The 13711-nt window shown below is 26.8% G+C and carries 16 protein-coding genes; all 16 read left to right on the top strand.

Annotation, left to right across the window (positions count from 1 at the left end):
• Positions 1-60: 60 nt before the first annotated feature.
• Positions 61-435, top strand: coding sequence for a hypothetical protein (locus FVE77_RS08685; RefSeq protein ID WP_232052909.1), 375 nt, complete (start codon positions 61-63; stop codon positions 433-435).
• A gap of 644 nt (positions 436-1079) precedes the next feature.
• Positions 1080-1421, top strand: a complete 342-nt coding sequence (locus FVE77_RS08680; RefSeq protein ID WP_026747069.1) for a hypothetical protein — start codon at positions 1080-1082, stop codon at positions 1419-1421.
• A 478-nt stretch (positions 1422-1899) separates the two neighbouring features.
• Positions 1900-2682, top strand: a complete 783-nt coding sequence (locus FVE77_RS08675; RefSeq protein ID WP_026747070.1) for a hypothetical protein — start codon at positions 1900-1902, stop codon at positions 2680-2682.
• A gap of 38 nt (positions 2683-2720) precedes the next feature.
• A complete protein-coding gene (locus tag FVE77_RS08670) occupies positions 2721-3614 on the top strand; it encodes a hypothetical protein (RefSeq protein ID WP_146967915.1) in 894 nt (297 codons plus the stop codon).
• Between the two features lie 17 nt (positions 3615-3631).
• A complete protein-coding gene (locus FVE77_RS08665; protein ID WP_146967913.1) occupies positions 3632-4531 on the top strand; it encodes a hypothetical protein in 900 nt (299 codons plus the stop codon).
• A complete protein-coding gene (locus FVE77_RS08660) occupies positions 4524-5207 on the top strand; it encodes a hypothetical protein (protein WP_026747097.1) in 684 nt (227 codons plus the stop codon). Before FVE77_RS08665 ends, FVE77_RS08660 begins: the two co-directional genes overlap by 8 nt.
• Positions 5208-5495: 288 nt before the next feature.
• Complete coding sequence (locus FVE77_RS12890) at positions 5496-5720, top strand: hypothetical protein (RefSeq protein ID WP_232052908.1); 225 nt, start codon at positions 5496-5498, stop codon at positions 5718-5720.
• 25 nt (positions 5721-5745) lie between these two features.
• Entirely contained in the window at positions 5746-6894 is a 1149-nt protein-coding gene (locus FVE77_RS08650; RefSeq protein ID WP_081690354.1) for a leucine-rich repeat domain-containing protein, read from the top strand.
• A gap of 2 nt (positions 6895-6896) precedes the next feature.
• Positions 6897-7382: a T6SS effector amidase Tae4 family protein gene (locus FVE77_RS08645; protein WP_026747094.1), complete on the top strand. Its 486-nt coding sequence runs from the start codon at positions 6897-6899 to the stop codon at positions 7380-7382.
• Positions 7383-7515: 133 nt separating this feature from the next.
• Positions 7516-8004 carry a DnaJ domain-containing protein gene (locus FVE77_RS08640; RefSeq protein WP_232052907.1) on the top strand — a complete coding sequence of 163 codons (489 nt, stop codon included), beginning with the start codon at positions 7516-7518 and terminating at the stop codon, positions 8002-8004.
• Between the two features lie 77 nt (positions 8005-8081).
• Entirely contained in the window at positions 8082-8897 is an 816-nt protein-coding gene (locus FVE77_RS08635) for an FHA domain-containing protein (RefSeq protein ID WP_146967909.1), read from the top strand.
• A gap of 28 nt (positions 8898-8925) precedes the next feature.
• The gene (locus FVE77_RS08630; RefSeq protein ID WP_146967907.1) at positions 8926-10596 is read left to right on the top strand and encodes a hypothetical protein; all 1671 of its coding nucleotides are present in this window, start codon (positions 8926-8928) and stop codon (positions 10594-10596) included.
• A 14-nt stretch (positions 10597-10610) separates the two neighbouring features.
• Positions 10611-11432, top strand: a complete 822-nt coding sequence (locus FVE77_RS08625) for a hypothetical protein (RefSeq protein ID WP_146967905.1) — start codon at positions 10611-10613, stop codon at positions 11430-11432.
• Between the two features lie 7 nt (positions 11433-11439).
• The gene (locus FVE77_RS08620) at positions 11440-12375 is read left to right on the top strand and encodes a tetratricopeptide repeat protein (protein ID WP_146967903.1); all 936 of its coding nucleotides are present in this window, start codon (positions 11440-11442) and stop codon (positions 12373-12375) included.
• A 370-nt stretch (positions 12376-12745) separates the two neighbouring features.
• Positions 12746-13030 carry a hypothetical protein gene (locus FVE77_RS12885; RefSeq protein WP_232052906.1) on the top strand — a complete coding sequence of 95 codons (285 nt, stop codon included), beginning with the start codon at positions 12746-12748 and terminating at the stop codon, positions 13028-13030.
• Between the two features lie 99 nt (positions 13031-13129).
• Positions 13130-13708, top strand: a complete 579-nt coding sequence (locus FVE77_RS12880) for a tetratricopeptide repeat protein (protein ID WP_232052905.1) — start codon at positions 13130-13132, stop codon at positions 13706-13708.
• Positions 13709-13711 lie beyond the last annotated feature (3 nt).

Raw genomic sequence — 13711 nt, 5'->3', positions numbered from 1 at the left:
TTTGCAATTTAGGACGTAAAAGGACAAGGAGAAGAAATTCTATTAGAAAAGGAAAGCATCTTGGATGTTAAATTTCTTTCAGAATCACCTGATGATTCAAATGCAAGAGCAACTGACTTGGGGATTATCATTGAAATTAAAGGGAAAATTTTGGCAGCTGCAAATGGAGATGCTGAAGATGATACAAGAAAGGTTGCTCAATGGTCATTAGTACCTGCTGAATCTAGCGATACATATAGAACTGTATCATTAGAGGTAATATCCGCAGGACAAATGGTAAGAAAAATTGATATGACAAATGCGTTTGTTGTTGATTACGAAGAGGCCTATGGAAATCAGGCAGGAACTGGAACATTCTCATTGAAAATCAAACAGAAAAAAGAGAAAGTTAAGGAAGCTGCAATTGAAGGTGGATATGCTGCTCAGGAAGCATAATGTAACACAAGGAGGTAGACAATCCCGTCTATCTCCTTTTATTTTTATAGGAGGAAAAACATTGATATACATAAAAATTATTAACCTATTAATATTTTTTTCTATATTTGTTAATATAAAACCAAATATTTTTATTATTATAATATTAACAATATTTTTTTCAATAATAAATTCTATGAAAAAATCAGATTTAAAACTTTATATTGATAAAGAATTATTAATATTTCAGATAATAACCTCATTTTTTTTGTATAGGAAAACTAATTTTTTTGAAATAGATATGAAATCTTACATGTTTTATTTTTATAATTATGTAAAACTATTATTTTTAGGTATAAATATAGCAATGATAATTTATTTTTTTAAAAGAAAAACAAAAGATTTTTATTATTACTATTTTTATATAATATTTTTATTTCTTTTAATATTTGAAAATAGATTTGATATATCTTTTCTTTCATTATTGGAATTTTTTATTCATATAATAGATTTGATATATTCACAGTACTTGTTAGATTTAATAATGTTATTTATAATAATAAAATTTTGTGTAGTAAAAAAAAGTAAGAATAGTTTATATTTATTTCTTTTATTAAATATATATATAAAATTAAAAATATTTATTGTTTAAGGAGGATAATTTTTTGAGTAATAAGAAAGAAGAAACAAATAATTTTGTAAAAAGAAAAGGTACAAAAGATGAAAATAATGATATAAAAATGAATAAACTAAATATTTCATTGAAAGAAAAGGACGCAAATTTTTTAATTAAAATAATTGTTAATGAAGTGTTAAAAGTAGCATCGCCTGCATCTGTTGCGGCTAAATGTTTAAGATATTATTTGGCATATCCTTTGCGAATATCCAACCAGAAATATAAAGCTGGACAATTATTAGGATTATCAAAAGGGAAATTATATGATATATGTAAAAAAATATATCCTGAACCAAGAGATTATTTGTCTTTCATAGGTTATAGTTTTTAGAAAAGGGGAGATTTAAATATACATATAGATATTGTAAAAAACTATTTAATTAATAATGTAAGATGGGCTCATAATAATAATATTCCAAAAGAGAAAATACTTTCATTTTATAGTTATAGAGAAGTTAAAAATTTTTTTAGAGATAAGGATAGAACAAATAAAGCTGCAGCAACAGATTTGTATTATGCAATAGGGGATGGAAATCATTTATTTGGAAAAGTTCATACTATTGATATGAAGAGAAGAAGGTTTCAAATACTATTAGTTTTATTTGACGAGTATAATTGGGATAACAGTGCTACTTATTTTATGAAGATAAAAAAAATACGAATGATCCATATTTGCTATCAGTAGAAACAAAATGGTTTAAAGAATTAGAAAGGAAACAATTAGCAAAACCTTTTATAACATTTTTCATTGACCCAATAACGGTAAGTTATTAAAAAATATTTAAAACGAAAGGAATTATTTTAAAGGAATGTTTATAAATAAATATCCAGTTTTTAAAAAAGGGAATGTGCTGGAAAAGGAAGATTTAGATTTATTAAGGGATAACCCGCTCGAAGTGTTGAGCTTGATGTATTTTGATAAAAGTAATGGAATAATAAAAGGGTTTGACTTGATACCCAATTATAGTGAAAGAATAGTGATAATTACAAAGGGAATGGCAAAGTGTAATGGGAAACTTTTTTGGATGAAGGAAGATTATATATTTGATATGCCAAAACAAGAGGAACGGTATATATTAAAACTTAAATTAGTGTCAGATATAGAAGAAAGAAAATATTATGTAAGGGAAGGACGTTTTGTGCTGGAACTTGGCGAAAATATTAATGAAGATGAAATTGAGATAACAAGGTTTATCACAAGAGAAGGGGCTGAATTGAGAAATGATTATCAAAATTTCAGAGATCTGAGAAGAGATTTTAATTTGATGGAGATTATAAATACAAAATATTCTTCGGCACATGAATGGGGTACTTTTCATCCATATATATTGAAATTATGGGGAAAGGAAGTTTCAAAAAAGGAAAATCTTGATATATTTGATATAAATTTCTATGTAACTTGTCTACAGCAGGATGTTATAGAACGAGATGTTATAATTTCATATATAAATGCAAAACTTAATTTGACAGATGAAAATTATACAAATGAACAAATGTTTAGACATTTATTGACAATATTAGATAATTTAGGAACAGAAAGAAAAAAAGTTGAGAAAAAACGAATAATACCTAGAAAAATAATAGTAGAATAAAAAAATTTAAATAAAAGAAATAAACAGGAGGAAAATTTATGAAATTTAGAGTAAGTATAGCTGGAGGAAATAACAATACATCAAATAATCCGTTCGGAGGTTTAGGCAACGTTTCAGTTCCAAGTGTAGCAATGAACTTTGTATCAAATGGAGAAAATAAAAATCCAATTTCAAATGCAATGGGAGGACTGACACAGCAAGGCGGAGTAATTCTTTCAAGTGATGAAATATTGGAAGTATCTTACAGTACAAACCCAATATATGGTGAAACGATGAGTGCTTCTCAAAGCCAAGTAACATTAAGAATTGTAGGAAGATTACTTCCCACAGCTTCAGAAAATAATAGTCCCGAAGATGAAGGTGAAGGGATAGTTAGCGGAATAATGGGAACACTTGGTATGGGAACATTATTTAACCAGTATAAAAGTGTAAAACACTTATTTGACAAAGATAATGAAGCAGGAGAAGAACTTACAGAAGCCTCATTAAGCAGTAACCTCTTATCATCAAGCGGAATTACTGAACCAGTCGCTAAAAAAGCAAAAGAAAGCAGTAAAAGCAAACTTGTTTCACAAGTATTAGGAGTAAGTTCAACACTGCCAATGACAAATGCATTTACAAATGGAATAGGAAACAGCCTGAAAGGAATGTTTGGAGGACTTGGAAATTTTGGAGAAAGCAATTTATATGATCAAAATAAGCAGAATGTAAAAGAACTGTCAATGTGGGCGATGATTTACGGAGATGAAAAATCAACTAGGGATGTAATGGTGCAGACAGATTTAGGGGGAGGAAAGACGTTTGAGCTTTATTTTCCTAAAATGTATGTGGATAGTTTTGATCAGGATTTTAGAGTTTCTACTGGGGAAGGACAATTTCTTTTGATTTTGAAACAAACAGGATTTAATGAGGGAGATATTACAATAAAATAATTAGGAGATTTTAGTATATGAATAAAATAAGTATTTCAAACTGGTATTTGGTATATTTGCTATTAATGGGAAAACTCTTTATGTTGCTGAATAATGGGGAATCGGGAAAACTTACAGGAATATATCTGCTGGTAATTATTACAGGGATATTTTTTCTAATTTGCGTAGATGACATAAAAATGGAAGGCAATAAGTACATAACAAGTTTTATTGCCGGTTTTACGATGTTTTTTATAAAATATTCGAGTTATAGGGATTTGAATAAAAGATTTAATATAGCTGTTATCACTTATTTGATTTTATTGTTAGCAGTGCAGATGGCAATACTAATTTTTCAGGAAATAAAAAGAAGAAAGTGGAAATCCATCTTTTTTATGATATTAATATTTTTTCAATCTGTAAAGTTTGTCAATTTTATGACAATTTTTTACTGGGAACCACGTAATATTGTATATAGTTCATATTTTTCCAAGATAAAAGATAAGGAAGAAATGAAAAGAATAATAAAAAAGTTACCTATGATAGATTCGGTAAGTATTACAGAATTTAAAAAACCAAAACAGTATGATGATGATTTTGATGTAAGGGAATTTTCTGGTGAAATTGACCAGGTGATTGATATTTCAGTAAAATATTCAGTTAACGGCGAAGGATTAAATAGTCTGGTTAAACAAGTTAAAAATTATTTGAAGTTGGTTGGAGATGAAAAAAAGACAACAAGAATTTATATAACTGATAGATATGCTTATTATAAGCCAATAAGAGTATATGAAATTAAAAATGGCGTTACAAAAATAAGATATATAAGAAAAAATGCACAATACAATGATTCGTCTTTTTCAGATATATTTTTAGAATTAGTAAAAATATCAAAAGGAAAAAGTGATAATAGTACAGAAGGGGAATATTATGATTAATCGTAAAGTTGTAGTAGAGTATATTACTAACAATAAAAAAAAATATTATGTTGAAGTTAATTTAAGAAAGGATAGTATGGGAATAAAAAATACTATCAGTATGTTAAATCTTTGTTACATAGAAGAATTTAAAATATTAGAAAATTTATGTTATTTTCTTCGTTGTGTTCATGAGATTGAATATAGGGGGGAAAAAAGAGTTAAATTTACAAGAGATGTTCATCATATGGCTCATGAAATATTATTTCATATAGATTTTTATATTTTATCAGAAATATCTCAAAAAAATTTAGCGATAGATTTCACACTTAGAACTTTTTTAGTACAAATTGCGACACAATTAGGTGGTAGTTCTTTAGAAATCTTGGCAACGGCAACAGGAGAATATATTTTAAAAATTATATTAAGTACAGTTTCAAAACATACTTTTGTTTCAGATATAGGTGCAACTAAAGCTAATGATTTTGATAGTGATAAAATAGAGAAGATTTATGATGTTATTAAAAGATATAAACAAAAAAAACTTAATTTTGTGCTTTATAAGTTAGGAAAAAATGTAAGTTTTTCAAGTGAAAATGTAAAAAATGTAAAATATAAATGTAAGTATGGAGATGTGATAATTCAAAAAATTAATAATGGTAAAGTGGAAAATGTAGATATAAGAAAATTATACTAGAAGTTTATAGAAAATATTGTTAATTTTACTATGATATAATTTATATTTTTTAATAAATATGTTAATGGTGAGGAGATTAACTATGATAAATTATTATAAAATACTAGGTATTTCAGAAGATGCTGATGCAACAGCAAAAGTAAACTTGTTTCTCAAGTTTTAGGAGTAAGTTCAGCACTGCCAATGATAAATTCGTTTACAAATGGAATAGGAAACAGCCTGAAAGGAATGTTCGGAGGACTTGGAAATTTCGGAGAAAGCAATTTATATGATTAAAATAAGCAGAATGTGAAAGAGCTATCATTGTGGGCAATGACTTACGGAGATGAAAAATCAACTAGGGATGTAATGGTACAGACAGATTTAGGGGGAGGAAAGACGTTTGAACTTTATTTTCCTAAAATGTATGTGGATAGCTTTAATCAGGATTTTAGTGTTGGAAGTGGAGAAGGTTTTTTTATTTTAAAGTTAAAACAAACAGGATTTAATGAAGATAGTAATATTTTAAAATAACAATTATAAAAAGTAATGGAGATAAATGATGAAAGTCAGAAAACTATTAATAAAAAAAATAATTATAATATTGTTTATTTTAATTTTTTTTATTAATTGTACTAAAAAAATAAATAATAAAAATTTAGAAAAAAGAAATGGTGCAGTAGATATAAAAGAAAAGTATTTAAATTATGGAATAGATTTAGAAAATGTAAAAGATAATTTAGTGGTATTAAAAAAAATAAATAATAATTATTTTATAAATTTTAAAGATCCTATTTTAGTAACTTGTAAATATAATAATAATAATATTGAAAAAATTTTTTTTGAAAATGTTAATTTAAACGAAATTTATAATATTGATTGCATTTCAAATTACGATAAAAATAAAGAATATTTAAAATGGTTTATTAATTTAAAAAGTATGGAAAATTATGAATCTAAAGATTTAAAAAATTTACCTCCTAAACTAAAAAAACAAATAGAAACAATATCAATTGATGAGTTTTATAGAGGAGATACCTTTGATATTAATGAAATTATTGAATTTAAAAACTTAAAAAATATTATAGTGGCAGATAAAAAATTAAAAAACTTTCATAAAATAGAAAATTTTTTAGAAATAGAAGAAATTGATTTAGATTCTGTAGAGATAGTAGATAGTGATTTAAGTATTTTTGATAATAAGTTAAATAATTTTACTAAATTGATGAAGTTTAAAATTTTTGATGTAAAAGAATTTAAAAATATAAACATATTAAATAATTCCCCTAATCTAAAAATTTTAAACATTGCTGGAGTTGAGAACATCAAAAATATAGATATTTTAAAAAATTTTAAAAATTTAGAAGAAGTTGATATTTCCAATAATAAAATAAGTGATATTTCTCCATTAAAAAATTCTAAAAATATTAGAATACTATCAATAAGTAATAATTTAGTTAAGGATATTGAGGTAATAAAAAATTTTAAAAATTTAAAAGAAATTTATATTCCTCACAATAAAATAAAAGATTTAACTCCCTTGAAATCTTTAGAATTTTTAGAATACATTCTTTTAGATGATAAAATAAGTATAACAGAAATTAAAAAAATTTTACCTAAAAGATTATATAAAAATGCAAAAATATACACAGATGACGCTGCCTATTTAGGATTAATAGAAGTGTCTTATGAAAAAGGAGAAAATTAAAAATGTATAATATAGTAAAAAATTATCCAAGATACAAGACTATTAGTAGTAAAGATTTAGTAAAAAAACTATTTAATTCAAGAAGATTACTAGATTTATCAGACCCTAATACATGTGCAATAAGGGTATCAGAGGCTTTAAATAAAGCAGGATTTACAATAGACGGTACTATTTTATCTGAAGATGAATATGAAAAAGGGAAAAATGGTAAATTGTATGTATTAACAGCCATGGGAATGAAAAGATACTTAGAAAAAAAATATGGAAAGCTTGCTTTATATTACGTTAATACTCCTGAACTGTATAGAAAATTTCGACAATATATTGATATAGTAGGATCAGGAATTATTGTATTAAGGTCAAATTCTAAAAGCTTTACAGGACATGCTGATATATGGTTTGAAGAAGAATTTGTTGGAAAGAATTATATACATTATAAATGGGTTAAAGAAGTTTATATTCTTCCAAGCTTTAAATTAAAAAAATAAATTTAATATTGCAAACTATAAATAAAATAAAAAACTAGATGATAGCAGCAATATATTTTAGTTATGAATATTTTTTATTTCATTGTATATTAAATTGTATAGATAGAAGTTTTTGATATTTTAAATAAAAAAAATGAAAAGGAGTGGAGTTTTTATTATGACAGATTATTATAAAATACTAGGTGTTTCAGAAGATGCTGATGCAAAAGAGATAAAGTCAAAATATAGAAAATTAGCTATGAAGTATCATCCAGACAGGAATCCTGATGATAAAAAGGCTGAAGAAATGTTTAAGACGGTTAGTGAAGCGTATGAGATACTTGGAGATGAAAATAAAAGAAAAGAATACGATGAAAAAAGGAAGAATAAGGGAAATGCTGGAAGTCAAAGATTTGGTGAAAAGAAATCAAGCAGGGCAGAGCAGAACAGTGAATCAGCTAAAAGAGGGGCTGAAGCATTTTTCCGTAATTTTTCAGCAAATCCAAATGATATAAAGAACATGTTTGAAAGTGCTTTTGATGTGAATAATATGAGCAGTTCTGATAAGGATAAAATGAGGGAACATAAAAAAAGTATGGAACAAAGTTTTGAAAATTTTTTTAAGCCTAAAAAGAATAAGTAAGGTAGTTAATTGTAAATAAAAACTTTAAAATAAAATTAGAATTTAGATTTAATTTTAGAAAGAAAGGAAATAATAAAATGCTTTGGAGAATAAGAAGTTTTTTCAGTAGAATTAGAAGTCGAATTTTTAATGTATTTTCTGGAAGAGGCAGTTTGTATCGAGTTGAAAGTTTGAGAAGAGGTGCGACTTCAACTTCAAAAAAAGAAAAAGAAAATACTTCAATGTCGGTTGATAAGGGAATTAGAAAATATGAAAAAAGACAGATGGCTGCCAGAGGGGAAAGACAGTACAACTTTTTCAATTTAAAAAATATAATAATTTTGATTATACTATTTTTTACTTTTGTGTATATTCATATGGCTGGATATTCTGTGAAAAGTCTGTATATTGCAATTTTTATATTTATAGCATTAACATTGTATCTTCTTATAGTGGAAAGATTTAAAGAAAGAGTGGAAGTACATGATGAGATAAAGGAAATAAAGAATGAGCGTGAAAGAGAACATCATGTATTTTTGGATAAAGTAAAAGAAATAGAGGAAGTTGAAAAGAATCAAATTGAAAATATAATTTTAAAAAATTCAGATGACTATGATATCAAAGTATGGAAGATTGGAAGAGCATCTTCATTGCTGATAGGGAAAAGAACGCCTAGAAACAAGGTGGATATAGACGTGAGTGAAGGAGTATATTCAAATTTGGTAAGCAGGGCTCATGGAATGTTGAACAGAGTAAATGGAGTTTGGTACTATGAAGATTTAGGTTCACAAAATGGAAGCGGAATAGAAAAGAAAGATGACAGAAGAAAAATAAAATTAAAAAGAAATGTACCTGTAAAAGTTGAAAGTGGAGACATAATATATTTAGCAACAACAAAAATATTGTTGAAATAATGATTTATTCAAGGAAGTAGGTTAAGAAATGGAGAATAATTTAAATAATCAAAAGCCAGTGGAATTTTTTTCGGCTGAAAGAATAAAGATAGAAATTGATGGACAGCAGATACTTTGGAGAGATATGAATCTTGAAATAGATTCGAGAATAGGGGAACATACAATTGGAAAAATAAAATATATGGCATCGCCGAACCAGTTAAGCTTATACGATGCCTTAATAGATAAAAAAGGCGACAAGACAATAGTAGTTACAGGAAAAAGCAACATATCGGATGAAGCGGGAAATGCTACAGATAAAATATTTTTAAATGGAGTAATAAGTAAACTTAGGATAAAGGAAACAAAGGCAGGAGCATTGGCAGTTGAGTTAGTATGCAGTTCAAAGAGCATACTTCTTGATAGAATACCAAGATACCGTTCATTTCAGGATCCGACACTTACGTATACAGATATAGCACAGGAAGTGAATAAAAATTATAATGATGGAGAAACATTGGTAAATGTAGGGGAAGATATGAAAGAAGTCCCAAGAATGACAATCCAGTATAATGAAACAGACTGGGAATACTTAAAAAGAATAGCGTCATATACAGGACAGCCAATAATGGCAAATTCAAATAAAGTTCTGGTAGGATTTTTCAAGAATATGCCAGCACAGACACCAAACTTGACATATTCATATTTTGGAAAGGAAACGGAAGAGGAAAGAACATATTACAGGGTAGAAGGAACGGAAGTGTATTCAGTTTCAACACCGATAAAGTTAAAAATCAGAAACAGAGTATCAGGAGAAGAAGTGGAAAATGACTACTATGTAATAGAAAGTAGAATATACAACGAAGGAAACACCTTAAAATGCGAATACAAGCTAGGAAAACAGACAGACTACTTTGTAGATCCAATACCGCACGAAAAGATAAGAGGAGCAGTGATAGAAGCTAGAACAGTACATATTGCAAGAACAGATGAAAGCAAGAGTGAGCATGGAAGGACTGATGGAAGTTCGGATAATCTTGAAGGAAGAACAATTGGGGCAAAACCGCTTAACAAATATATAGAAAAAGCTGAAAATCAAAGTCAGAATGAAAATATAAAAGAAAAAGTTAAAACAAAAGATATTGCGGTAATGACATTAGATTTAACAGAAGGGCTTATGGATTTGGGAGAAAATGGGCAGTCATTTCAGGATAAATATGCTGGGAAAAGTTATTTTCCGTATATAACACCATATAGTCAAAGCAATACAGGATTTACACCTGCACCAGAGGTAAACGATAGAGTGGCTCTTTATTTTCCAAATGGGAATGAAACGAAGGCTTTTGTAATAGGGACTTTGAATAATGATGGAAATGGAAGATTTACTGATGTAGCTAATAGAAATTATCACGTGGGAGATTCGGACTTTAATATGGTGCTTGCAACTAATAGTTTATCAACAAGTGCGGCAAGTTCTATTTCCCAGACTGCTAGTAGTATATCGGAAAGTGCGGACAGTATTTCAGAGAGTGCGGGGAATATAAGTAATAGTGCTAAAAATTATTCTGAAATTGTGGAAGGAAGTAAAACTTTAATAGCTAATGAAATTTCGCAAGTATCTCAAGGAAATACCAATATACAGTCGAATGGGGATACAAAAATTAATTCAAGTGGTTTTTCAGTAGTAAATGGTGGAAGTAATGTACTAATTAATGGATAAGTGGAGGAAGTATTTTGGAAAATACTATTTATTTAAATGAATATGAATTTTTATTTGAAAGAGAAATAATGGATTTTTATAATATGAAATCTTATTTAACTAGTTACACATCAAATATTCATTTGGAAAATCTTGATAGAAATGATGATAATTTAGAAAAAGATTATGAATTTTTTAAATTAATAGAAAAAGATATAGAAATTATTACAAATGGAAAAAAAGTAAATGAACTGGAAAAAATTTCTTTTGATATTTTTTCAATGCTTGAAATATATCTGGATAAGAAAAGTTACTTTTGTAAAATTTTAAATACTGATGAATTAAAAAGAAAGGCAAGTATGATTGAAACTTTTTATATGCAACAAAACCAAGATAATAGATATACAAAGATTTTACAAAATATTGAGAAATATAAAATAGTAATACAAGATGAACAACTGCTTTTTAATTCTATAAATGATAACAAATTTATTAAATGTTTATTTTGCTCCCCATATTACAGAAATTTTGAGTTCTCTATTAAAGAAAAAGGATTTTATATAGTAGATTTTTTAGAAGATGTAGCTATACCAGTTAAAGTTTTTGAAAAAATAAAAGAAAATTATGTCGAAATATATGGAAAAATTGATACTGCTAGAATTAGTAATTCGTATTTCAAAGAAAAGTTGAGTAAATTTTTTAAAAAAGAAATAAAGGATTATACATTTTCATATAATTTAAAAATTTATTATGAAAACAAGAAAATTAAGAATGTCTACGAAAAAACAATATTAAAAATGGATAATGATTTAGAATTAACAGAAAAAGTTGAAGTAAAAGGTAAAAAAAGGGAGTAGATAAGGAATGAAGAAATTATTATTAATGGTATTGATAATTTTCACAGTGTTTAATTGTAGTCAAAAAGAAAATCAAATACAAATGGCAAAGGAACATATTGAAAAAATAGGGAAAAATCCCACAACGAGAGATATAAATGAGATGTATGATAATGGAAGAATTTATTATGGGAGCAATCCCGAGATGGCAATGCTTTACTTTGAAAGAGTAGTAAAGGATAAGCCAGAAGCCTCAAATTATCTTGCAGAATATTATTATAATAAAAAAGATTATGCAAATTATGAAAAATGGGCAAAATATGCGGCGGATAGAGGAATAAGTCCAGCGACACATAATTTTGCATATTATTATGAACAAAAAGGTGATATAGAGAATGCAACAAAATATTATTTGATAGCGGCTAAAAATGGAGATAAAGATTCAAAAAATAATTTAATATTTTTATATGTTGGAAAAGGAAATGATGAAGAAACTAAAAAAATATTAAAAGAATTAGGAGAAAAGGGAGATGAAAGTAATTTAATGTTACGAAAGGCAAGTTATTTTAATATGAAAAAAGAATATGAAAAAAGTTTTGAAATATATAAACAAATGATAAAACAAGGATATTCAGATGGTTATATGGGTTGGGGATTATTATTAGAAAAATTAAATAAAAAAGATGAAGCTATAAATATTTATAAAAAAGGAGTGGAGAAAGGAAATATTGATTCTGCATATTTTCTGGGAAATCTTTATATGCAAGAAAAAAACTATAAAGAATGTAGAAAATATTATTTAATAGGTGCTAAGCGAAGTGAAAAAGTAGCTACTTCCGCAATAGGATATTGTTATGAAATGGAAGGAAATTATGAAGAAGCAAAGAAATGGTATCAAAAAGCCATTGATTTAGGAGATAATGAAGTTTCACTTAGAAGATTACAGGATATAGAAAATAAATAAGAAGTAGGTATTAAATTATGGAAATAATAGATGAAGAAACAGGGTTTAATGATAAGACATATGAAATGCAACTAAAAAAAGTGAGACACTTAAGAATACCTAAAAAACCAGATATTTTTTTTAACAGATAAACAATTTGAACAAAGAGAAGAAGAAAAAAGAACAGGGCTTAAATCATTAACAAAAGAAGAGGCTGATACAATGGTGTGTGATGGAGCTAAACTTAATTTATTTTCATTTTCATATAATTTAAAAATTTATTATGAAAATAAGAAAATTAAAAATGTCTACGAAGAAACTAAAAATGGATAATACTTTAGAATTAATAAAAAAAGTTGAAGTAAAAGGTAAAAAAAGGAGTAGATAACGAATGAAGAAATTATTATTAATGGTATTGATAATTTTCACAGTGTTTAATTGTAGTCAAAAAGAAAACCAAATACAAATGGCAAAGGAACATATTGAAAAAATAGGGAAAAATCCCACAACAAGAGATATAAATGAGATGTATGATAATGGAAAAATTTATTATGGAAGCAATCCCGAGATGGCACTGCTTTACTTTGAAAGAATAGTAAAGGATAAGCCAGAAGCCTCGAATTATCTTGCAGAATATTATTATAATAAAAAAGATTATGCAAATTATGAAAAATGAGCAAAATATGCGGCGGATAGAGGAATAAGTCCAGCGACACATAATTTTGCATATTATTATGAACAAAAAGGTGATATAGAGAATGCAACAAAATATTATTTGATAGCGGCTAAAAATGGAGATAAGGACTCAAAAAATGATGTGATACTTTTGTATATTGAAAGAGGAAATGATGAAGAAACTAAAAAAATTTTAGAAGAATTAGGCGAAGAAGGAACGGAAAATGAATTAATGTTACGAAAAGCCTCTCATTATAAAAGAAAAAAAGAATATAATAAGAGTATTGAAATTTATAAAAAAATGATAGAAAAAGGGTATTCAGATGGTTATATGGGATGGAGACTTTTATTAAATGATATGGGAAAAAGAGGCGAAGCTATAGATATTTATAAAAAGGGGATCGAGAAAGGAAACATCCACTCTATGTATTTTTTAGGTAATATATATGTGAGAGAGAAAAATTATAAAGAAGCGGAAAAGTATTATTTTATGGTTTTAGAAAAAAATGATAAGAACTACAATCAATATAGTATGGGAGCCATTGCTTGGTGCAAGGAACAAACAGGAGATTATAAACAAGCTAAAGAATGGTATAAAAAAGCTGTTAATAATGGGTTAGAAAGCCAAAAATATAAAATAGAAGAAATGGAAGAAAAACTAAAATATCAAAAAGATTAGGAG

Origin of the sequence: Leptotrichia hofstadii (genome assembly GCF_007990525.1) — a bacterium.
Taxonomy (GTDB): domain Bacteria; phylum Fusobacteriota; class Fusobacteriia; order Fusobacteriales; family Leptotrichiaceae; genus Leptotrichia; species Leptotrichia hofstadii.
The sequence above is the reverse complement of the archived record's forward strand: the minus strand, read 5'-3'. Positions and strand labels throughout refer to the sequence as shown.